Origin of the sequence: Flavobacterium pectinovorum, assembly GCF_022802975.1 — a bacterium.
GTDB lineage: Bacteria > Bacteroidota > Bacteroidia > Flavobacteriales > Flavobacteriaceae > Flavobacterium > Flavobacterium pectinovorum_B.
On record NZ_JAFEVZ010000021.1, the window covers coordinates 1 to 22,090 of the forward strand.

Below are 22,090 nucleotides of genomic sequence, written 5' to 3' on the forward strand. Positions count from 1 at the left end.
CTATTAAACAAAAAATTGATATAATTTTGTCTTTACAAAGCATTGGTGAGGTTTATTGGTTCGCAAAACAAATTTACTAAACCTCTGCTTTGTTTTTTTATGATATCCAAACTAGCAACTTGAATTATTTACTAAATCTATTTATAATTATCCTATTCATATTGCTTTAAGAAAGATAAAGAGTTCATGTTGCTATAAATAATGTGAAAATGACATTCGATTTGAATGACTACAAAAAAAAGGTTCAACTTTACTCAAGTCAAACCTTTCTCCATATTATTTTTTCTTTTTAGCTTTTGCCTTCTTTTTAGACTTCGCTTTCTTTTTTGCTATTTTTTTAGCTTTCGCCTTTTCCTTAGCTTTTTTGGCTTTTTCCTTTTTCTTGGCTGCGGCTTTTAGTTTTGCTTTTTTAGCTTTTTCTTTCTTTTTGTCTTTTTTAGCTTCTTCTTTTTTCTTTGCTAATTTCTTTTTCGCTTTGTCTTTTTCTTTGTCTTTCACTTTTTTCTTCTTTTTATCTGATTTATCTTTTGAAGGTTCTGCGGCAGCAGTTTCATTGGTAGTTTGCTCTGTTGATTCAGCAACAGCAGTTTTTGCAACCGTTTCTTCTGGTTTTACAGTAGGTGATACTATATTTTTTGCAGGAGCTTTTTTTATTGCTGCTGGTTTAGTAGGTGCTGTAGGTTTTACAGGAGTTTTTACTGCTGCCGGTTTTGCTGTACCCGTTGCAGCAGGTTTAGCAGGAGTTGCTTTAGCCGGAGCTCTGCGGACAGGCTTTTTTATTTCCGGTGTATTTTCGTTTTCTGTTGCAGGCTGAATATTTTCTGTTTTTGGAGAATCAATTTTCTCAGGATTTGTTTCTTCGGTCTTGTTTTCCATAGTTATAGATGCATTTATATGAGAATTATCTTTTTAATGTAACTAAATTGTTAATTTACAGTTAAGTAAAGATAATTATAAAACAAGCTTTCCAATGTTAAGTTTTTAGTGAAAAAAAAGTGATAAGGCGTTGAAAAAGAATTGCTTGAGTTTTTGCCTAAAAATAAAAAGCAAAATTTCTTAACAATTCTACATGAAAAATGAGGTAAATTACTTTATAAAGAATACTTCTGAGATTTTCTGAATACCTTAAAAGTAATAATTGCCGTAGCCCAGATGGGAACGGCATCCTTTTATGGCAGGGTTTGCCATAAAAGATATAGTGTACAGCTGGAATAAGCTCCTGATATTTATACCGAAAACTATTCTAATTCTTTAGGATCTTCATTGTCATCTTCGATAAAATCGAGTTCTAAAGCTCTCACGGTCTGAACCGCATTTCCTGCAATACCGCGAATTGACCCGTACATTCCTAAGGTATTATGCACTACTTTTTCGATTTGTTTTTCGCGCTGTTTCCAGATTCTTTGCATAGCTCTTTTTTCAGCATCCAGATCGCCCTGCATTTGGGTGAAGCCTTCGACAATTCCTTCAATCTGCAAACGGAATTCATTACTTGTTAAGAAATCGTACAACATCGACATTTTATCGCCTTTGTTTTCCTGCGCCTGAACTGCCTGGCTAACCTGAATCAAAGATTGACGAAGCACGGCACTTAAACCTTTAAATTCTTCGTAGGTACAAATCCAGATGCCGTCTCGCATGCCCATTCTTTCCATTCCGGCAGGCATTACTTCGGTAACCAAAACGCCGATGTTGGCTCTTTTTGTTCGGATATCATTTTTAAATTTTTCGATCCACGAAGGCTGAAAAGCTTTTGTTCGTTTGCTTTCGTAATAAATAGAGCCGCAATTTTGCAGTTCGCGGGTATTTACAATCTGAAGACAATCGGCTCCGTTTGCGCCTTTTTTAACTTCATCGATGCTGTCTAACGGAAAATTATTAGCAAGCCATTCCTCAATTGCTAATTCCATTACTTCGCCCTGCAATTGCATAGAACCTTGTTCCTGTTTGCGTTTCATTTCTTCAATCAGCTTTTTTTGGTCGTCTGATTGTTTTTGGTATTCTTTTATTTTTAGTTCATTTTTTTCTTCTTCCTGCTTACGGATTTTATCTCTTTCCAGGACCAAAGTGGCGTTAAGCTGTTTTTGAGCTTCGGCTTCGATTGCGTCCTTCATTTCCAGTTTTTCACGCTGTAATTTGGCAATTTCGCCCTGCATTTTATTCAGTTCACGAATTTTATCCGACTTTTCAGAAAGTTCTTTTTCCATCAATAACAAACGGTCTTTGTTTTCTTCTTCCAGCTTGGTTTTCAGCTTTTCACCAATTTCTTTTTCAGCAGCCTTTTTTTCACGTTCCAATCGTTCAGCAAATAATTCGTTTTCCTGCTTTTTCTTGGCTTCAAATTCGGCTTTGGCTTTTTCGAATTGTTCGTTTTTTAGCTCTAATTCACGGTTTTGAATAGTAGCTTTTTGTTGAAATTCTTTACGGATGCTGTCTTCCAGCTGGTGTTTTAAAACATCATTTACATCGATAGGAGTTCCGCAGCTTGGGCACTGAATTGAAGATTGTTCAGCCATTTTTTATTGATTTTATGGAGTAGAATTATAATTTGCTAAGGTATTTAAAAGTTCTCTTTTTATGGTGTGGATTACTGTACTAAATTGTAACGATTTTTTGTTATGGCCACGAATTTCTTTAACTTTTTTGTTTCACGCAGATTTAAAATGATTTAGACAGATATTTTTATACGGTTTGTCATTTCGACCGGAGGGAGAAATCACACTAGTAGCTCCATTGCAAGAATCCAATCTTTGTCGAATTACTTGAGGGGATTCTTCGTTCCTCAGAATGACAAACTTTATGGTTACTTTATCGGGAATCTTTTTTCTTCAATAAAAACTCAACAGCAGACTGCGTAATTTCAGAATGATCTTCTTTCGAAGTAATCAATGAAACATCCGTAAATAAATTGACTTTTTTGAGTTCAACAAAACGAAGGTCATGATCCTGATTATTTCGGGCAATATTAGATGGGACAATTGAAATTCCTAAACCGTTTTTTACTAATTGTACTATCGAATTAATATTGTTAGACTCGTGAACGACTTCTGGCGTAAAGCCATAAAAAGCGCATAATTCCAATAAAACTTCATGATAATGAGGTGCGTAATCTTTGTTGAAGAAAACAAAAGTTTCATTTTCAAGGTTTGGAATATCTTTTTCTGAATCAATGTTGATGAAATTTTCATTGAAAACAACCGAAAATCCGTCCTTAAACCATAACTGTGATTTTATTTTGGGAGATTTTACAGGTGAACGGATAATGCCTAAATCAATTTTTCCTTTCTCTAAAGCTTCAATTTGCTTGGTTGTGGAGATTTCGAATAATTTGAAATTCACATAGGGAAACTGCTCTTTTAAATGTTGAATCAATTCTGAAATCACAGAGGAATAAATGGAACTGATGTAAGCGATTCTGAATTCACCGGAAACATTCTCTGCAATCTTTTTTGTTTTTACCGAAATGCGTTCCAAATGCTGAAAAAGTGCTGTTACTTCTTCTTTAAAATATTTTCCTGCTTCCGTCAATTCTACTTTTTTGTTGTTTCGAATAAAGAGTTTTGCCTGAAGATCTTCTTCTAATTCTGCGATTTGCCGGCTCAATGGCGGCTGGGAGATAAAGAGTTTCTCTGAAGCTTTGGTAAAGTTCAGTTCTTCGGCCACAGCGAGGAAATATTTTAAATGACGTAATTCCATGATACTTTTAAAGTATTATTAATTGATAAAAATAGTATTTTTAAAGTATTTATGAAAGAGCTAGTTTTGAAAAAGAAAAAAATAACTCTCTCGCAGATTGGGCAGATATAGCAGATTATGAATTTAGATAAAATCATCTTAATCACAATATCCCGATCAATATTAGCAAAAAGGATCCGTTCAATCTGCTCAATCTGCGAGAGATTAAAAAACAAAGACCATGAAAAAATCAACCACACAAGAAATCAAAGAACGTTTTGATAATGATGTTGAACGATTCTCCAATTTAGAAACAGGACAGGTGGCAACTATTGATGCTACGATTTCTTTGGAATTAATAACTGAAGCTTCAAAACGTATTGTTCCGAATGCTCAAAACGTTTTGGATATTGGCTGTGGAGCCGGAAATTATACTTTAATGATGTTGTCTAAAGTGCCGAATTTAAACTGCACTTTGGTCGATTTGAGTTTGCCAATGTTGAATCGTGCTTTTGAAAGGGTTTCGGAAGCAACAAATGGAAAAGTTGAAATCAGGCAAGGTGATATTCGGGAAACAGTTTTAGAAGAAGGGAGTTTTGATATTATTTTGGCTGGTGCAGTTTTACATCATTTGCGTGATGATCAGGATTGGGAAACGACTTTCGCTAAATTGTTTAGATTATTGAAACCTGGTGGCTGTTTGATGATTTCAGATTTGATAACACAAGACACCGATTTGTTGAACGAATATACCTGGCAGCGTTATGGTGAATATTTAGAAGGGATAGGAGGAGCAGAGTACTGTCAGAAAGTATTGGATTATATCGAAATTGAAGATTCTCCAAGATCAATGAATTACCAATTAGATTTGATGAAGAAAGTAGGTTTCTCAAAAGTCGAAATTTTACATAAAAATATGTGTTTCGGGGCTTTTGGAGGGATAAAGTAGTTTTATTTGCCACGATTCACGAATTATTTTTAAAATTTTACGTAAAGTCTTAGATTAATTCGTGAATTGCTTCGCCTATTCACTGTCGCTCGGGTCGTGGCAGAAAAATTATAAAATCTGAGTCGTTTTATAAACCTGAATAGGATCTGAAACGAGATCCCTGATTTGAGAAATAAAATCGGCTAAATAGGGTTGTGAATTGTGTATGTCAAGTCCCGGCTGATCTTTCCATTCTTCCCAAATGATGAATACATTTTCGGCTGTATGTAAATCGTAACGAACACAGGCTTCTTCTTTTCTGGTTTCGGTAATGAGATGGTGCAGCATCTTTTGTATTTGATCGTTATGTTCTGGTTTACCTTTAAAAATGGCAGTTATTGAAATCATGATTATAAAGTTTTAAAAATTTCTTTTAAATGATTGGTGTAATTTTCTTTAAATATAAGAATATTTTCAGGTGTTGCGCCTTTTTCAACATCATGAAAATGAAATCCGTTTACTTTTTGCAAGCCTGTGAATTTATTCATTTTGTGGAAACCAAACATGACACCATCGTCAACAGAAGTTTCGTCAAAGAATTCTCCCGGAAGTGTAAAAGCAGTTGCAGGTGCGTTCCAGCTTGTGGTAAGCATGTATTTGCGTCCATGTAAAAGTCCGCCTGTTCCGTAATTGATGTCTGGATTTACACGACTTCTGCCATCGCTTTTGTAGATTCCGTTATTGTGCCCCTGCGTGAAAACATCATCAATATATTTTTTGAAAAGATTCGGAATCTGAAACCACCAAACCGGTGTGTGATAAATAATTAAATCTGCCCAGACAAATTTTTCTACTTCTTCCTGAAGATCGATTTCGTTCTCGATATGGGTTGTTTTTATTTCGTAATTGTTGTTTTTGGAAAGGAATTCAACTGTCCAGTCTTGCACGGTTTGATTGAATTGTCCGCCTGAATGAGCGAATTTCTGTCCGCCGTTAATTATAAATATCTTTTTCATTTTAATTGTTCTTATGAAAACGGATGTGTGAGGGATAGAGGCGGTATCCTTTTGCGAAATGAAATGTAGCAAAAGATAAAGCCGAAAGCCCGGCCCTTGGGACACACCCAAATTATTTTAATTGTTGTGAATTTGTTTTAACACATAGAAACATAGATTTTTTCTTTTTGGGAAAGTGAATTGAAAGAAACTTGTTTCTAACACATAGTTCTTAATGTTTGTCATTTCGAGGAACGAGAAATCACACTCGGGAATCGACAAAGATTGGCGATATGCATTGTGGAATTTCTAGTGTGATTCCTCCTTTCAGTCGGAATGATAAGATTACGCAGACTATGTTTGTTTACAAGGAAAATCTATGTTTAAAAAAACTATTTTATTTTAGCAATCGCCTGATTAATAAACTCTAATTCTGAAGCTGACAAATCGAAATCCATTGTTTTGGCGTTTGAAATGGCTTGCTCTGCGTTTCTGGCTCCGGCTAAAACTATTGAGATTCCTTTTTGTAAAGTCGTCCAGCGTAAAACCAACTGCGAAATTGAAATGTGTTTTGAATGTGCTAACGAACTCAATTCCTCGATTAAGATTTTTACCTGCTGAAGATCGAATTTTTCGAAATAACCGTTTCTGTGATCGTTTTCTTTTAATTTGCTGTCTAAGAAATATTTTCCGGTCAATAAACCTCTCTCCATTGGGCTGTAGGCAATGATTCCGATGTTTTCTTCAAGTGTAAACGGAATTAGTTCTTCTTCTATTTTACGGTTTAACATGCTATAAGCAACCTGGTTTGAAGTGATCTGAACTGTTTTTTGTGCTTCCTGAATTTGTGCAACATTATAATTGCTTACTCCGAATGCTCTGATTTTTCCTTGCTGAATTAGAGTTTCAACAGCTTCCATGGTTTCAGAAATTGGTGTTGTAACGTCCGGCCAGTGAATTTGCAGTAAATCAATATAATCGGTTTGAAGGCGTTTAAGGCTTTCTTCGATTTCTTTAATTACGTTTTGTTTTGATGAATATTTGTAAATCGGAACTTTTTTACCGTCGTCATCAGCGTCGAAAAAGTAATCGCCTTTTCCGTTGTTGCTTCCGTCCCAAACCAAACCGAATTTAGTCAATAACTGAATTTTTGAACGATCGTGACTTTTGACAGCTTCGCCAATCATTTCTTCGCTTAAGCCGAATCCGTAAAAAGGAGCGGTGTCAATTGTAGTTACGCCATGATCGATTGAAGCGTGAATCGAGTCGATTGAATCTTTCTTATCTGTTCCTGCCCACATGGTTCCGCCAATAGCAAAAGCACCGTAAGTGATCGTTGATAATTCAAGTTCTGAGTTGCCTAATTTTCTATATTCCATGATTGTGTTTTTTTCTTTTTAAAATTGATGAAGCAAAATTATACTGTTTTTAGGGTTTTTATTTGGTATAATTTTGTCTTTTTTAGGTATATTTGCACCTTCAAATAAATTGAATTATGAAAAAAGAAAACTTATATGAACCTTTTACGGTTTCTTTTGAAACGCTAAGTGAATATCCGGATGTAGGAGATCGTCATAATTTTTTCGAACTGGTTTATATTTTGGAAGGGACAGGTTCGCAGTGTATCAACAAAAATATTTTTACGTATGATCCGGGGCATTTGTTTTTATTGACACCGGAAGATTGTCATAATTTCACGATTGAAACTGAAACGAAATTTTTCTTTTTGAGATTTAATGATATTTATTTGAAAAATTCGAGTCTGCAGAATGAAAATATTCAGCGATTGGAATATATCCTTCAAAATGCAAATCATCAGCCGGGCTGTATTTTAAAAAACGATCCTGATAAATGTCTGGTAAAAGTGATGATTGAAGCGATTTGCCGGGAAAAGAAGGATAAGGATATTTACAATCAGGAACTGATTCAGCAATTGGTGAATACACTGATTATTATTGTAGCGAGAAACATTGCGAAATATCTTCCGGAGCAGGTTACTATTGATACTGAGGCTAAAGCGATGGATATTCTGCAATATATTCAGAATAATATTTACTATCCGGAGAAAATAAAAGCAGAATCTATAAGTGATTATTTTGGGATTTCGAATACCTATTTAGGACGTTATTTTAAAAAGCATGCCAGCGAAACAATGCAGCAATATATCAGTAATTACAAAACCAAATTAATTGAACATCGTTTACAGTTCAGCGATAAGCGTATTAACGAAATTGCGTATGAATTTGGTTTTACGGATGAAAGCCACTTTAATAAGTTTTTTAGAAAGCAGAAAGGGTATAGTCCTTCAGAGTTTAGAAAGACGATTCGATTGAGTGCTTAGGTTTTTTTGCCACGAATTTCACGAATTTTGGCTAATTTTTTATTTCACGCAGATTTTAAATGATTTTGGCAGATTTTTAAAAGGATTTTTTTTAAAATAAATCTGTTCGATCTGCAAAATCTGCGAGAGAAAAAAGAAAATTGTATGAACCTCCTTTTGACAAAGCGAATCTGTTTTATTCGCTTTTTTTGAGTTAGATAATCTTCTTAATTACCCTAAGATTATGAGTGTGTTTGTTTAATTCGGGATTGTAAATACCTAAGTGGTCTAAGCGGTCAATGCGGACTTTTCCGCTTGCGTGAATGATGTAATTGTTCTCCATTATGATTCCGACATGAATGATGTTGCCTTCTTCATTATCAAAAAAGGCCAAATCGCCGGGCTCACTTTCTTCAATAAAACTTAAAGGTTCGCCATCAAGAGCTTGCTGAGACGCGTCGCGATGAATTTTGTAACCGTTTAATTTGTAAACCATTTGAGTAAAACCGGAACAGTCAATGCCAAAAGGTGTTTTTCCGCCCCAAAGATATGGTGCGTTCAAATACATAAAAGCAGTGTTTATGATAGCATTTTTAGGTTTTATGCCACTTGTTTTGGTTCCTTCAAAATCAAAATTTGAGGTATTGATTTCGCTGTTGTTTAAAAAAGATAAGGATGCTCCAAGCGGAATGGGAAGCAATAAATTATCCGGTGCTGTGATATAATCAATCAAATCTGCATTTAAGATAATGGCTTCTTTGCTTAACTGATCAAATTGCTCTTTTGAAATTACCTGATATTGTTTAGAATCTACCCAGCCTTCGTAATCATCAAACTGAATCCTGATTCGGGCCCATTGATTTTTACGTTCTAAAATTTCGATGTGTTCTCCAAACAAAAGTTGTGTAACGATTTCACTTCTGTCACTGGCTTCCGATCGAACGGGTACTATGGCTAAATTGCAAATTCCAAACATGTAAGGAAATTTATAAGTTGAAAATCAGGAGTTATTTGATTTAATAACTCCTGATTTGAATATTTATTTATGCTCTTTCGATAACAATTGCAGATGCGCCGCCGCCGCCGTTGCAAATTGCAGCAGCTCCGGTTTTAGCATTGTTTTGTTCTAAAACATTCAGTAAAGTAACAATAATACGTGCTCCTGAAGCTCCAAGAGGATGTCCTAAAGAAACCGCTCCACCGTTTACATTTACTTTATTATTATCGAGATTTAAGATTTTTGAATTGGCTAAACCAACTACAGAAAATGCTTCGTTGAATTCAAAATAATCAACATCTGAGATTGAAATTCCCGCTTTGCTTAACGCTTTTGGAAGCGCTTTTGCAGGACTTGTAGTAAACCATTTTGGTTCCTGTGCGGCATCGGCATAGCCTTTTATGTAAGCCAGGGGTTTTAAACCTAATGCATTTGCTTTTTCTTCAGACATTAAAATCAAAGCAGCAGCTCCGTCATTGATTGTTGAAGCGTTTGCAGCAGTTACAGTTCCGTCTTTTGTGAAAACGGCACTCAGTGAAGGGATTTTATCTAATTTTACATTAGTGTATTCTTCGTCTTTTGAAAATATAATAGGTTCCCCACGTCTTTGCGGAACTTCGACGGGAACAACTTCATTGTCAAATTTTCCGGCATCCCATGCTTTTGCGCTTCTTTCGTAAGATTGAATGGCGAAATTGTCTTGTTCTTCACGGCTGATGTTGTATTCAGTTGCACATGCATCAGCGCAAACTCCCATTGCGTTGTTATCGTAAGCATCTGTTAAGCCATCTTTTTGCATTCCGTCAAGCAGGGTAGCAGGTCCAAATTTGTTTCCGGCACGCATTTGTACGTAATGTGGAATCAGACTCATGCTTTCCATTCCGCCCGCAACTACAATTTCAGCATCTCCGCAGGCAATTGCCTGAGCTGCGAACATGACAGCTTTCATTCCTGAGGCACATACTTTATTGACTGTTGTGGCAGCTACTTCTTCAGACAAACCGGCAAATAACGCTGCCTGACGAGCCGGAGCCTGTCCAACGCCAGCCTGAATTACATTACCCATGAAAACTTCATCAACCAATTTTGGGTCAAGATTAATTTTTTGGAGTGCTCCTTTTATGGCAGCGGCTCCTAATTTTGGTGCGGGTACGGTAGATAAACCTCCCATGAAACTTCCGATAGGTGTTCTAACGGCAGAAACGATAACAACTCTTTTGTTCATGTTCTGTTTAATATTAGTTAGTAAAGCAAATTTACTGTTTATTTAAACAAATTCAAATTTTGTATTGAATAGGGCGGATTTTAAATTTAAGATGAAATTTTTGTTAATTCTATTCGTTTGATTGTGAAGTGTTTTAAAAAAAAGATTGCAAAAAGATAAAAAAAAGCGAAAAAATAGTTGTGAGATATGGAATGTTGTCTTACATTTGCAACCGCAAAACAGAACACGTTTCTTGAGCTTGGAGAGGTGCCAGAGCGGTAATGGAGCAGATTGCTAATCTGTCGACGGGTAACCGTCGCCAGGGTTCGAGTCCCTGTCTCTCCGCTTAAATTTTGCCTCGGGGTGTAGCGTAGCCCGGTTATCGCGCCTGCTTTGGGAGCAGGAGGCCGCAGGTTCGAATCCTGCCACCCCGACAAAACTTTACCATAAAGTTTAAAAAAAATGGTTCCATAGCTCAGCTGGATAGAGCAACGCACTTCTAATGCGTAGGTCGAAGGTTCGAATCCTTCTGGGATCACTACAACTGATTTTTTAAGTTGGTTGAAATGCCTAAACCCGCATCTTACTTGGATGCGGGTTTTTTTTATTCGCTTTTTTAGTTCAAAAACACTCATTCTTTCACTAATTTTTATGGCATATTCGTGGCAATTTATTTAGATAAAAAAAACTGCCACAAAAAACTGCTTAATGCCTTGTTATTCAACATGTAAAGCTCGTTAACGACTTGATTTAGAGATATTATAATTCGACCTTTATTAACTTATTAAATTGTTGAATTATGTTAGAAAGCAGTTTTGGAATTACCTTCTTTTTGAAGAGTTCCGTAAAAAGTACCAATGAAAAATACATTTATCTAAGAATTACTGTAGATGGCGTTCCTAAAGAAACTTCCACAAAAAGAAAGTGGGATCTAAAACGATGGGAGCAAAAGACTGCAAGGGCTACAGGAAATAAGGAAGATGCTAAGACTTTGAATTTGTTTTTAAACTCACTTGAACTTAAAATAAGCCGGTACAGGGACGAACTTTCTGAAAAAGGCGAAACAGTTACCAGTATAAAGCTCATTAATTATGCTTTAGGTAAAACAACAGAAAAAAAATCTACAGTACTGCAGGAATTTCAGCTTCACAATGATCAAATGCTGGCTTTGGTAGAAAAAGAGGAGTATGCTATAGGAACCCATGAGCGTTACAAGATATCAAAAAATCATGTCAGAGAGTTTATGTTTTATAAATACGGTGTTGAGGATATGGAATTTAATGAGCTTAATTTTGAATTTGTAAAAGATTATGAGTTCTATCTTAAAACAGTAAAAAATATCAGTAACAACACTGCCCTTAAGTATATTACTAATTTTAAGAAAATAGTCCTTAGTGCAGTTGATAAGGAAATTATTGCGGCTGATCCATTTAAACGTTTCAAATCCAAAAAAACGAAAGTTCCTAAAAAGCCTTTGACTAATCATGAATTGGACTCATTGGAAAAACATCATTTTTCTACAGCCCGTCTAAGTGTGGTTAGAGATGTTTTTGTTTTTCAATGTTACACTGGTCTTGCGTATGTCGATGTTTATAATCTGAAACAGTCAGATTTAAAAGTAGGTATTGATGGTGAAAAATGGATAATGACAGGGCGGCAGAAAACTGGGAGTCCTATTAATATTCCACTCTTGCCTAAAGCGGTTATGATAATGGAGAGATATCGAAATCATCCACTTTGTTTGGAAAGGAATTCGGTATTGCCTGTAAGTTCAAATCAGAAAATGAATGAATATCTTAAAGAAATAGCTGATTTATGTGGTATAGCAAGTGCTTTAAATACGCATAAGGCGAGACGGACTTTTGCGAGCACTATAACGCTCAATAATGATGTGCCTATTCATGTAGTAAAAGAAATGTTAGGGCACCAGTCTGTCAGCCAGACCGAACAGTATGCAATGACCGAGCAGTTGTCAATAGGTCGCGAGATGCAGGGACTAAAACACAGACTGGCAGATAAGGACAATGTTTCTGGTGAGTTAACTTTACAGACAATTGAGCGAATGGAAAAAGACTTAATCCAAATGAAAAAAAGACTCGGTTTAATCACTTAATTTTATACGACTTCCATTAGATCAGATAATAAATAAAAAGCCCTGAAATGGGCTTTTTATTATTCTGAAGATCTATATCTATCACAGCGTTTTAGAATTTAACGTTGATGTTTGGGTTATAATTTTTAAAGGTTCTTTTGAAGATTTACTTCCATCGTGAGAGCATCAGTTTTAGTTTGCAAAATAGGCACAAACCATTTAATATCCTGTGGTACAGAGTTGATAAAGCAAATCGTTCTATTTTAATCTTAATATTTTCAAAGCGCCCCTGCCAACTATTACAAAAACACAGATACCAATAAGCAGATCTGGCAGCATAGAATTCGTATAGTAAACTAAAATACCTGCTATTATAACTCCGAGATTAATTATAACATCGTTGGACGTAAAAATCATACTTGCTTCCATATGTGCTTCCTTACTTTTTGATTTTTGAAGTAAATAAAGGCATAATGAATTACCAGCAAGAGCAAACAGTGAAACTATAATCATGGTTTCGAAATTTGGGATATTTTCCTGTTGTACGTATCTTCGTATGACTTCAATAAGCCCTAAAATCGCCAAAACAATTTGAAAGTATCCACTTATCTGTGCAACGCTTACTTTCCTTGACACGGTGCTTCCAACTGCTAATAGTGCCAAACCATAAACGATGCTGTCAGCCAGCATATCCAGGCTATCGGCCACTAATCCCATAGAATTGGAAATAAATCCGGTGATAATTTCTATAAGAAAGAATGAGAGATTTATAATCAAAACCTGCCATAACAATTTTCTTTGCCCGGAATCATCTGTTGGAGTTAAAATATCCAGTGTTTCTTCAGAGGTCAATAAAGTGCTGTCAAAATTAAGACTGTCAATAGCGCTAGTGATACTATTGGAGTCATCTGAATGATAAATGCTTAATTTTCTGTTTGGAATATCAAAATCCAGACGTTCTATTTGATTTATATGGCTAAGTTTCATTCTGATAAGCTGCTCTTCACTAGGGCAATCCATCTTTTTAATGTTATAAGTGCTTTTTTTCATAACGCTATAGCTTAATTTTTAAACCAGCATTTATTACAAATCCATCAAGAGGGGCATAAATATCCTTAAAGACAGGATTTGAAATTGGGCCGGTATAAATACTTCCAAATTTGGTTTGTCTGGTGTCGGTAAAGTTTTCAAAATTAGCAAAAACAGAAAAATTCTCCCATAATTTTTCGACCATAAAACCAAAAATCCAGTATTCTCTTCCAGTTGTCCCATCATTTAATTTTTGAGGACTATAATAGTAAGCCTCCAAACCAGCTTTCCATTTATCTTCTACTTCATACATCAAAACATTGTTCAATCGATGTTTGGCTGTTAAAGGGTTTTCAGATTTAATACCGTTGTCGTCTATTGATGCATCAGTATACGTGTACCCCAGAAATAGTTTGAAATCTTTATAGCCTAGTTTTAGATTTGTTTCAGTGCCCTTTGTATCTAAGTAGCCATTGACATTTACAAACTGATAAATATTGTCAGGAAGCGAAGTTAAGATCAGGGGATTATCTACATTGGTATAAAAGAATAACTGATTGATTGATAATGATATGTCTTCAGTGATATTTGTTTTGTAATTTACATCAAAATTAACGCCATAGCTTTTTTCAAGTTTGTTGAAATCACTGTTGATAGGCAATACATTCTGGTACTGAATACGCTCGCTTTCCTCGGTAAATATAGTTGGTGTTTTATAACCCAATCCACCGCCAAGTCTTGAGGTAAGTTTAGGAGTGATTTTAAATAAAGCAGAAATTCTAGGCAAAAGCGAAAACCCGTAATCAATAACATAATCACCTCTAAGACCAGTTTCAATGTCCAGCCATTCTTTTGCTTTTACAGTATTTTGAATAAAAGCCCCATACGTTATCTGATTATAATCTCGAAGGGGAAAAGCGGTAGCACTGTTTTCTGTAAATTTATCAGTATATAAATTGGCTCCTGCAGCCCATTCGGATTTTTCGTTATTCAACGAATATGTAATTTCAGAAAAAGTACTATTCTGAATACCGTCAAAAGTATAATCAGGAATCGTGATGACACGGCTAAAATTATTAAAACTATTTTTGAATGTCAGTGATTCCTTTTCACTTAACCTATGTGTAAGTGTAAATTGAGTGCTGATACGCTGCGTTTTATTTTTTTCAAAATAACTGTCTGGGAAATTGCTCTGGTCTTTTATGTAATCTATGTTTCCTCCAATACGATTTTCGAAAACGGTATTTATGCCAAAATTTAATTTTGTATTTTCATTAAAATAAACAAATAATTTCGGATTGAAATTAAAGCGCTCAAATTTTGGAATAGCCGTAAGCTGGATATCGGCAGGGTCATAAGGTGCATTGCGATCATGTGAGGCAAAAACGGTCAATCCAATTTTATTGAATCGCTGTGAATAAAACCCATTGACATTCAAACCAAGGGCAGAAGTTCCATTTAACAAAAATCGAAGTTCTCTTTCCTCGGTCGGTGTTTTGGAAATTAGATTCACCAAACCTGCAATTGCTCCACCTCCATAAAGTGTAGAGGCGGATCCTTTGATTATTTCTACCTGCTTTAAGTCCAATGGAGGTGTCTGAAGTAATCCCAGGCCACTTGAAGCTCCGGAATAAACAGGGAAACCATCTTTTAATATTTGTGTATATCTTCCGTCTAATCCCTGAATTCTGATAGAGGAGTTTCCCGATGTTGCAGAGGTCTGCTGGGTTTGGATACCGGTACTTTCGTTAAGCATCATTCTGATATCCCCTGGTTTCATATTGGCTTTTTCCTCCAGTTCCTCTCCGGCAATAAATTCAACGCGGGTTGGAATATTGCTTATAGTTCGTGTACCCCTGGTTGAAGTGACTATAATTTCATCCATCTCTTCGGCCTCGCTCTCTAATGAAATTTCTAAGACTTCGCTTTTAAAGGGTACTGTAACGGTTACAATTTGCGATTTATAACCTTCCATCGAAAAAGTAACATTATAAACTCCTTGCTGAAGATTTTCAAAAATAACCAGTCCTTCATCATTTGAAACAGATGATAGATTAGTTTGGCCAATACTGGCAGTTACCCCAGGTATTGTCTCACTTGTTTCAGCATTTTTAATGAGAATCTTAATTTTATTTTGTGCTTGTGCTGTGCCAATATTTACTATTGCCAAAGTCAATAAAATATATTTAAACATTTATTATTTCTTAATATTAATACATAGATAGATTCATGATCTAGAATCATGAAGTTAGAACTATTTTAAATATTAAGATATTTAGGAGGCTGCCAAATTTTGCAAGTGAATGATGAATCAACAAACTTATTGTAAAAGATAGGCTGCGGTATCTCGTTTGTTATAAATTCAAGCTTTTCAGAAATTTTGATTATAGAAGTATGTGTAATTGTAAAACCGGTACAGCTTCCACAAGAATAGAAAGGCGAACATTTTCCATTACATTCACGCTCACAATCATGCGGATCGTTTTTGCAATTTTTCTCAACATTACATTCTGAATGTTTAGAAAATGCAGAACAAGGTACTGTTGCAAGGAGCAGTACTACAATCGATATAAATGTCACCCATGTTTTCACATTACAAATTTATAGATAAAATTCAAACCGTTGTTTGTATATTCAACTTAAATTACAAGAATTATATATGGCAAAATTTAAAAGTACTATAAAGGCAAAAAAAAAGAAGGGATTTAAAGCAAGTAGAAAATTAACTACTAAAGATTTTATTCGAGTTTTTGGAATTGTCTTGATCTGCACACTATTATTATTGGGTATTGCAGCTCGCTGTATTCATTTTTACAAGGAACATATTAAATAATTTAATTTTGTAAGGTAATAATCGTATTTTTACAATCGTGAAAATAACTAATATCATATTATCACTTATCATTTTAATCATTTCCTGTATGCCATGTGCAGACAAGGAAACTAATAACAATGTACTGGATCCAGTTCTCTTTTCTGCAACGGAAATGGATCATTCCCATGACAAGCAAAGTGATATGTGTTCACCGTTTTGCATATGTAATTGCTGCGGAGTACAGGTATTGAGTTATGCACCTGCCATCACATTTGATTTTCCGCTTCTTAGCAAAACCATCAAATGTCCTTTACCAAGTTATACTTCAGTTTTTGCTTCCAATTTTTTCGGAAGTATCTGGCAGCCGCCTCAAATAGCATAATAATGTTGCCCGAGTAATTTCGGGTTAGAGAGTTGTGGAGTTTCCACATTATTAGATAGACAAATATGCCTTGTTATCTCATTTCATTATTATATTCAGATGTTAGACAAAATCATACAATTCAGTATAAAGAATAAGTTCATTATACTTTTATTTACCTTGGCCTTAATTGCCTGGGGAAGCTACTCCATTAAAAAATTGCCGCTCGACGCGCTGCCTGATATAACCAATAATCAGGTTCAGATAATTACCACAGCTCCGACCTTAGCGAGCCAGGAGGTAGAACAATTGATCACCTATCCTTTAGAACAGGCTGTAAAGACAGTCCCGAAAGTTATTGAACTTCGCAGTATTTCCCGTTTTGGACTCTCTGTTGTAACGGTTGTCTTTGAGGATGATGTAGATATTTACTGGGCAAGGGAACAAATATTTCAGCGCTTGAAGCAGGCCGAGGAAAACATTCCCGATTATGCAGGTTCCCCCGAATTAGCGCCAATTTCTACAGGTCTTGGCGAAATTTATCAATATGACGTATACGCCAAAAAAGGATACGAAGATAAATATGATGCTGTAAAACTCAGAACCATACAGGATTGGATTATTATTCCACAGCTACAGGGAATTGAAGGTATTGCAGATGTAAGTACGTGGGGAGGAAAGCTAAAACAATATGAAATTGCAGTCAATCCAAACACTTTAAACAGCCTTGGGGTCACCATTACTGAGATTTTTGATGCTTTGGAAAAAAACAATCAAAATACAGGCGGCGCTTATATCGAAAAAGATCAGTATGCCTATTTTATCCGTGGTGTCGGTATGGCCACCGGAGTAAGAGACCTGGAAAATGTAGTGGTAAAAAACCGCAATGGCTCGCCGGTACTGGTGAGGGATGTGGCGCAGGTCCGTGAAGGGATTTCACTTCGTTACGGCGCGTCTACCAAGGATGGAAAAGGCGAGATTGTTTGCGGTATGGCTTTAATGCTGAAAGGTGAAAATTCCAGTGCAGTGGTGGAACGCATCAAAGAAAAAATGATTCAAATTAATAAAAGCCTGCCTGAAGGTGTTGTTGCGGAAGCTTTTATTGACAGGGGAAAATTAGTAGATAGTGCCATTGGCACGGTGACCAAAAATTTACTGGAAGGTGCATTGATTGTTATTTTCGTTTTGATTTTATTCCTGGGAAATCTTCGTGCCGGGCTGATCGTGGCATCTGTTATTCCTTTGGCGATGCTTTTTGCAGTTATCCTGATGAATGCCTTTGGGGTGAGCGGAAACTTAATGAGCCTGGGTGCCATCGATTTTGGAATAATTGTCGATGGGGCAGTTATCATTGTGGAAGCCACCATGCACCATTTGCAGAAACTCAAGCGAAAAGACCCATTATCGCAACAGGAAATGGATCAGGAGGTTTACAATTCTGCATCAAAAATCAGAAATAGCGCCGCTTTCGGGGAAATTATTATTCTTATAGTTTACCTTCCCATTCTGGCTTTGGTGGGTACAGAAGGGAAAATGTTCAAACCAATGGCCATGACAGTTGGTTTTGCCGTTACTGGTGCCTTTTTGTTATCCCTTACCTATGTGCCTATGATGAGCGCCATGTTCTTATCAAAAAATACAGAGCACAAGGATAATTTTAGTGACCGAATGATGGCCAAACTGGAGAATATCTACCTTCCTTTTTTGAAGAAAGCCCTGGAGTTCAAAAAAATAGTTTTGGGCATCGCCCTTGGGTTATTCGCTTTGGGAATTATAGTTTTTCATAATATGGGCGGTGAATTTATCCCAACCATAGAAGAGGGCGATCTTGCCATAAACGCGACTATCATGACAGGAAGCTCGCTGACGCAGATGGTTAAGACCACTACCGAATATGAAAAAATACTAAAGGCCAAATTTCCTGAAATCAAAACCATTGTAGCCAAGATTGGAAGCGGTGAAATACCAACCGATCCCATGCCTATAGAGAGTGCGGATTTAATTATTGTCCTTAAGGACAAAAAGCACTGGAGCGGGAAGTATGATAACTGGGAGGATTTAGCCAATGCCATGAAGAAAGAGATGGAAGTTATTCCAGGGGCCAATATTGAAATATCCCAGCCTATTCAAATGCGTTTCAACGAGCTTATGACAGGAAGCCGAAGCGATATTGCCATCAAAATTTTTGGAGATGATCTGGAGGTGCTTGATGCAAAAGCAAATGAACTGATTTCCAAAGTCAGGGGCATTAAGGGGATCGGGGATCTGAAAGCCGATAAGGTAACGGGACTTCCTCAGATTACAATTAAATACGATTACAATAAAATCGCCTTGTACGGACTGAACATATCGGATATAAACCAAATAATACGTTCTTCTTTCGCTGGGGAAAGCGCCGGTAAAATATACGAGCAGAGCAAACGCTTTGATGTCGTGGTACGGATGGATGCGCAGAACCGAGGCGATATTACCGATGTCAGCAATTTATTTATTCCGCTTCCCAATGGGCAGCAGGTTCCGCTTTCCCAGGTAGCTTCCATTGATTACGAGCAGGGACCAGTGCAGGTGAGCCGTGAGGACGGCAAACGCAGAATTACTGTAGGGCTTAATGTTCGTGGGCGCGATATCAAAAGTGTCGTAGAAGAAATTCAGCAAAAATTAGATACACAGCTTAAGCTTCCGGCAGGTTACTATGTAACCTACGGCGGACAGTTTGAGAATTTAATCGAAGCGACTAAACGTCTCTCTGTAGCATTGCCGATAGCTTTAGGGCTGATACTGGTTTTGCTGTATTTTACTTTTAACAGCTTCAAACAGGCAGGATTAATTTTCACCGCGATCCCTCTTTCAGCAATCGGGGGTGTATTTGCATTATCAATGCGTGGAATGCCTTTCAGTATTTCAGCGGGGATTGGCTTTATTGCCTTATTTGGTATTGCGGTTCTAAATGGAATAGTCTTGATTTCTTATTTCAATCAGCTTAAAACAGAAGGGATAACTGATCCGTTAGAGCGGGTTTTAATCGGAACCAAAACAAGACTGCGACCGGTACTTATGACAGCGGCAGTTGCTTCACTTGGATTTTTGCCAATGGCCTTATCTACCAGTGGAGGGGCGGAAGTGCAGAAGCCATTAGCGACGGTAGTTATTGGGGGACTATTCTCAGCAACGTTATTGACCCTGATCGTTTTGCCTATATTATACCTATTGCTGGAGAATAGAACAAAAAAAAGAAAAATGATACAAAAGCCTATTATTACGCTACTGGTGCTGTTTTTTACCAGTTTCTCATTTGCTCAAAATAGCCAGGCAATAAGTTTGGAAAAAGCGCTCGAGATGGCAAAATCAAACAACATTGATTTGAAAATTGCCGATAAGGAAATTGAAAAACAAGCTGTTTTAAAAAAGACCGCCTTCCAGCCCGATCCTCTAAACGTCCAGTACCAAGGGGGGCAGTTCAACAGTGCTGACTTTGATCATAACGTTTCAATCCAGCAGTATTTTCCAATAGGAAAAATCACAAAAGCCAATCGTCAGCTGCAGGAAGAGCTGGTAAAATTGGCTGAGAAAAGAAAAGCGTTATCTGAATATGAAATAGAAAAGGCGGTAACACTTTCCTATTATCAGTATTTGTATGGTATTTCAGTTCAAAAATTAAATTTGGAGCTCAGTGATATTTATACCAAATTTCTTAAAAATGCAGAGCTACGTTTTCAGACGGGCGAAAGCGGGAATATTGAAGTGATCAGTGCAAAGGCAAAAGTAAAAGAGATTGAAACCCAGAAAGCGCAGTTGGAATATGATCTGGCAATCTACCAGAAACAACTGCAGTTTTTTATTCAGACAGATCAGGACATAGTTCCCGATGCGTCGGTTTCTTTACTGTACACTCCTGCTGAGCAAAAAGGAAATTCAAAAGCCGAGGCACTTGTTACAGATTTTTATCAGCAGCAAATTGCCGTTTCCCAAAAAGAGGCCAATACCTTTAAAGCCATGCGTACGCCAAAATTAGGACTGGGGTATTTTGCCCAGACCATCAATACCGAATCGCTGTTCCAGGGGTTTACCGCAGGTCTGCAAATCCCGTTATTTGGAGGAGTGAATACTGCAAGGGCTCAGGCAGCTTCTATAAGTATTTCACAATCACAGCTGGCATTGGATAAAAACAAACTGGCTATTAACCTGCAGATGCAGGAACTGGAAAATAATTTTGAAAAGCAGCAAAAAGCACTTTCCTATTATCAAAATGAGGGAATGCAGTATGCTGGCCAGATAATTGAGACGGCGCAAAAAAGTTATGCCAATGGCGATATGAGCTACTGGTCTTATATCAGCTTTTTAAATCAGGCCATCGATATTAAAAAACAATACGCCGAAGCTGCCCATTCTTATAATCAAAGTGCTATAGAAATGCAGTTTCCATCTATTTCAAACAAATAAATTTCACAGAATGAAAAACATATTTAAAAATAACATCTCATTGGTTTGCGTGCAAAGTACTATCCTGATTCTTTTTATTGCTTTGTTTCTGACGACTTCCTGTCAGGATAAAAAAGCAGAAGAATCGCATGAGGAGGAAAAGTCTGAGAATGAAGTGGCATTGACCGAATCTCAATTTAAAACCGTTGGGATTGAAACGGGTTCCGTGGAAAACAGGAATTTAAACAAAATTATAAAGGCCAACGGCTACACTACTGTGCCGCCGCAAAACTCCGCAGAAGTGGCAACGCTTATCGGTGGAACGGTCAAGGATATTTTGGTATTGGAAGGGACTTATGTAAATAAGGGAAAAGTTCTGGCAACCATTCAGAATCTTGAAGTCATTGAAATGCAGGAAGATTATCATTCTGCTTCAGCCAATATTGAATACCTGCAGCTGGAATACAACCGCCAGAAAACCCTAAGTGAAGAAAATGTAAACCCGAGAAAAACTTTTCAGGAGGTCAAAGCCAAATTAGCTGCAGAAAGGGCCAGGGCACAGGCAGCTAAAAATAAACTGGACGCTTTGCATGTAAGCACCAAGGGGAGCAGCTCACTTGTGCCTATTGTTGCACCCATCAGCGGTTATGTGGGGAAAATAAATATTGCAAAAGGCGCTTTTGCAGAAACAGGGGTAACACTTTTTGAAGTAGTTGACAATAGCCAGATGCACCTGGACCTTAATGTTTACGAAAAAGACCTCGGATCTATTTCTGTGGGGCAGGTTATTGATTTTGTCCTCACAAACCAGTCTAACAAATCAATCAAAGGAAAAATATTCGGGATCAACAAATCGTTTTCAAATGAAAGCAAAACAGTGGCGGTTCACGCCAAAATTGATCCTGCCGACGCAAAGGGCCTGATTCCGGGCATGTATGTTTCGGCCAACATCAATATCACAAATGCTACAGTTCCAGCATTGCCAAAAGATGCAATTGTTAGAAATGGTGACAAATATTTTGTGTATATTCAGGAAGAGAATCATCAGGAAGAAAAAAGCGATGCCAAAGAGACAGAAGCAGAACATAATGAAATTCATTTTAAAGCCATCGAAGTAGTACCCGGCACAACAGATTTAGGTTTTACGGAGGTGAAATTTGTGGACCAGATACCCTCTGATGCCAAAATAGTTGTTAAAGGAGCATTTTATCTTTTATCTGCTATAAAAGGCGGTGGGGAGCATGTACATTGACAT

17 protein-coding genes and 3 tRNA genes are annotated in these 22,090 nt (G+C 36.8%); 10 read left to right on the plus strand and 10 right to left on the minus strand.

Going from position 1 to position 22,090, the window contains the following annotated elements:
- Positions 1-276 precede the first annotated feature (276 nt).
- The 3 genes from FLV_RS19330 to FLV_RS19340 form a co-directional block, all read right to left on the minus strand.
- Entirely contained in the window at positions 277-876 is a 600-nt protein-coding gene (locus FLV_RS19330) for a hypothetical protein (protein WP_243236400.1), read from the minus strand.
- A gap of 362 nt (positions 877-1,238) precedes the next feature.
- Positions 1,239-2,516, minus strand: coding sequence for a DUF2130 domain-containing protein (locus FLV_RS19335; protein ID WP_243236401.1), 1,278 nt, complete (start codon positions 2,514-2,516; stop codon positions 1,239-1,241).
- Between the two features lie 292 nt (positions 2,517-2,808).
- Complete coding sequence (locus FLV_RS19340; protein WP_243236402.1) at positions 2,809-3,696, minus strand: LysR family transcriptional regulator; 888 nt, start codon at positions 3,694-3,696, stop codon at positions 2,809-2,811.
- Between the two features lie 220 nt (positions 3,697-3,916).
- Here FLV_RS19340 and FLV_RS19345 point away from each other — a divergent pair, with 220 nt between their 5' ends.
- Positions 3,917-4,624 (plus strand): class I SAM-dependent methyltransferase, encoded by a 708-nt coding sequence (locus FLV_RS19345; RefSeq protein WP_243236403.1) that lies wholly within the window; start codon positions 3,917-3,919, stop codon positions 4,622-4,624.
- Between the two features lie 108 nt (positions 4,625-4,732).
- On the opposite strand, the gene FLV_RS19350 is transcribed toward FLV_RS19345, so the two are convergent.
- From FLV_RS19350 to FLV_RS19360, 3 genes are all read right to left on the minus strand, one after another.
- Complete coding sequence (locus tag FLV_RS19350; protein WP_243236404.1) at positions 4,733-5,011, minus strand: putative quinol monooxygenase; 279 nt, start codon at positions 5,009-5,011, stop codon at positions 4,733-4,735.
- A 2-nt stretch (positions 5,012-5,013) separates the two neighbouring features.
- The gene (locus tag FLV_RS19355) at positions 5,014-5,619 is read right to left on the minus strand and encodes an NAD(P)H-dependent oxidoreductase (RefSeq protein ID WP_243236405.1); all 606 of its coding nucleotides are present in this window, start codon (positions 5,617-5,619) and stop codon (positions 5,014-5,016) included.
- A 371-nt stretch (positions 5,620-5,990) separates the two neighbouring features.
- Complete coding sequence (locus tag FLV_RS19360) at positions 5,991-6,977, minus strand: aldo/keto reductase (RefSeq protein WP_243236406.1); 987 nt, start codon at positions 6,975-6,977, stop codon at positions 5,991-5,993.
- 116 nt (positions 6,978-7,093) lie between these two features.
- On the opposite strand from FLV_RS19360, the gene FLV_RS19365 reads away from it, so the two are divergent.
- The gene (locus tag FLV_RS19365; protein ID WP_243236407.1) at positions 7,094-7,939 is read left to right on the plus strand and encodes an AraC family transcriptional regulator; all 846 of its coding nucleotides are present in this window, start codon (positions 7,094-7,096) and stop codon (positions 7,937-7,939) included.
- Positions 7,940-8,132: 193 nt separating this feature from the next.
- On the opposite strand, the gene FLV_RS19370 is transcribed toward FLV_RS19365, so the two are convergent.
- Both FLV_RS19370 and FLV_RS19375 read right to left on the minus strand, forming a co-directional pair.
- Positions 8,133-8,894, minus strand: a complete 762-nt coding sequence (locus tag FLV_RS19370) for a C40 family peptidase (protein ID WP_243236408.1) — start codon at positions 8,892-8,894, stop codon at positions 8,133-8,135.
- 67 nt (positions 8,895-8,961) lie between these two features.
- Positions 8,962-10,140, minus strand: coding sequence for an acetyl-CoA C-acyltransferase (locus FLV_RS19375; RefSeq protein WP_243236409.1), 1,179 nt, complete (start codon positions 10,138-10,140; stop codon positions 8,962-8,964).
- Between the two features lie 240 nt (positions 10,141-10,380).
- Here FLV_RS19375 and FLV_RS19380 point away from each other — a divergent pair.
- The 4 genes from FLV_RS19380 to FLV_RS19395 all read left to right on the plus strand — a co-directional run bounded on the left by FLV_RS19380 (position 10,381) and on the right by FLV_RS19395 (position 12,232).
- A tRNA-Ser gene (locus FLV_RS19380) sits at positions 10,381-10,464 on the plus strand.
- Positions 10,465-10,478: 14 nt separating this feature from the next.
- A tRNA-Pro gene (locus tag FLV_RS19385) sits at positions 10,479-10,553 on the plus strand.
- A gap of 30 nt (positions 10,554-10,583) precedes the next feature.
- Positions 10,584-10,657, plus strand: a tRNA-Arg gene (locus FLV_RS19390).
- A 261-nt stretch (positions 10,658-10,918) separates the two neighbouring features.
- Positions 10,919-12,232, plus strand: a complete 1,314-nt coding sequence (locus tag FLV_RS19395) for a site-specific integrase (protein ID WP_243236410.1) — start codon at positions 10,919-10,921, stop codon at positions 12,230-12,232.
- A 237-nt stretch (positions 12,233-12,469) separates the two neighbouring features.
- Here the strand turns inward: FLV_RS19395 and FLV_RS19400 are convergent, their stop codons facing one another.
- Complete coding sequence (locus tag FLV_RS19400) at positions 12,470-13,261, minus strand: cation diffusion facilitator family transporter (protein WP_243236411.1); 792 nt, start codon at positions 13,259-13,261, stop codon at positions 12,470-12,472.
- A gap of 4 nt (positions 13,262-13,265) precedes the next feature.
- Positions 13,266-15,434 (minus strand): TonB-dependent receptor plug domain-containing protein, encoded by a 2,169-nt coding sequence (locus tag FLV_RS19405; protein WP_243236412.1) that lies wholly within the window; start codon positions 15,432-15,434, stop codon positions 13,266-13,268.
- 465 nt (positions 15,435-15,899) lie between these two features.
- Between FLV_RS19405 and FLV_RS19410 the strand changes: the two genes are divergently transcribed.
- The 4 genes from FLV_RS19410 (at position 15,900) to FLV_RS19425 (ending at position 22,087) form a co-directional block, all read left to right on the plus strand.
- Positions 15,900-16,073 (plus strand): hypothetical protein, encoded by a 174-nt coding sequence (locus FLV_RS19410; protein WP_243236413.1) that lies wholly within the window; start codon positions 15,900-15,902, stop codon positions 16,071-16,073.
- 37 nt (positions 16,074-16,110) lie between these two features.
- Positions 16,111-16,437 carry a DUF6660 family protein gene (locus tag FLV_RS19415; RefSeq protein ID WP_243236414.1) on the plus strand — a complete coding sequence of 109 codons (327 nt, stop codon included), beginning with the start codon at positions 16,111-16,113 and terminating at the stop codon, positions 16,435-16,437.
- A 99-nt stretch (positions 16,438-16,536) separates the two neighbouring features.
- On the plus strand, positions 16,537-20,856 hold the full coding sequence (locus FLV_RS19420; protein ID WP_243236415.1) for a CusA/CzcA family heavy metal efflux RND transporter: 4,320 nt from the start codon (positions 16,537-16,539) through the stop codon (positions 20,854-20,856).
- Between the two features lie 10 nt (positions 20,857-20,866).
- Positions 20,867-22,087, plus strand: a complete 1,221-nt coding sequence (locus tag FLV_RS19425; RefSeq protein WP_243236416.1) for an efflux RND transporter periplasmic adaptor subunit — start codon at positions 20,867-20,869, stop codon at positions 22,085-22,087.
- Positions 22,088-22,090: the final 3 nt, after the last annotated feature.

Bases quoted from the DNA above. Each gene is read 5' to 3' on its own strand.
- FLV_RS19330 (WP_243236400.1), bottom strand. From the start codon at position 876: ATGGAAAACAAGACCGAAGAAACAAATCCTGAGAAAATTGATTCTCCA.
- FLV_RS19335 (WP_243236401.1), bottom strand. From the start codon at position 2,516: ATGGCTGAACAATCTTCAATTCAGTGCCCAAGCTGCGGAACTCCTATC.
- FLV_RS19340 (WP_243236402.1), bottom strand. From the start codon at position 3,696: ATGGAATTACGTCATTTAAAATATTTCCTCGCTGTGGCCGAAGAACTG.
- FLV_RS19345 (WP_243236403.1), top strand. From the start codon at position 3,917: ATGAAAAAATCAACCACACAAGAAATCAAAGAACGTTTTGATAATGAT.
- FLV_RS19350 (WP_243236404.1), bottom strand. From the start codon at position 5,011: ATGATTTCAATAACTGCCATTTTTAAAGGTAAACCAGAACATAACGAT.
- FLV_RS19355 (WP_243236405.1), bottom strand. From the start codon at position 5,619: ATGAAAAAGATATTTATAATTAACGGCGGACAGAAATTCGCTCATTCA.
- FLV_RS19360 (WP_243236406.1), bottom strand. From the start codon at position 6,977: ATGGAATATAGAAAATTAGGCAACTCAGAACTTGAATTATCAACGATC.
- FLV_RS19365 (WP_243236407.1), top strand. From the start codon at position 7,094: ATGAAAAAAGAAAACTTATATGAACCTTTTACGGTTTCTTTTGAAACG.
- FLV_RS19370 (WP_243236408.1), bottom strand. From the start codon at position 8,894: ATGTTTGGAATTTGCAATTTAGCCATAGTACCCGTTCGATCGGAAGCC.
- FLV_RS19375 (WP_243236409.1), bottom strand. From the start codon at position 10,140: ATGAACAAAAGAGTTGTTATCGTTTCTGCCGTTAGAACACCTATCGGA.
- FLV_RS19395 (WP_243236410.1), top strand. From the start codon at position 10,919: ATGTTAGAAAGCAGTTTTGGAATTACCTTCTTTTTGAAGAGTTCCGTA.
- FLV_RS19400 (WP_243236411.1), bottom strand. From the start codon at position 13,261: ATGAAAAAAAGCACTTATAACATTAAAAAGATGGATTGCCCTAGTGAA.
- FLV_RS19405 (WP_243236412.1), bottom strand. From the start codon at position 15,434: ATGTTTAAATATATTTTATTGACTTTGGCAATAGTAAATATTGGCACA.
- FLV_RS19410 (WP_243236413.1), top strand. From the start codon at position 15,900: ATGGCAAAATTTAAAAGTACTATAAAGGCAAAAAAAAAGAAGGGATTT.
- FLV_RS19420 (WP_243236415.1), top strand. From the start codon at position 16,537: ATGTTAGACAAAATCATACAATTCAGTATAAAGAATAAGTTCATTATA.
- FLV_RS19425 (WP_243236416.1), top strand. From the start codon at position 20,867: ATGAAAAACATATTTAAAAATAACATCTCATTGGTTTGCGTGCAAAGT.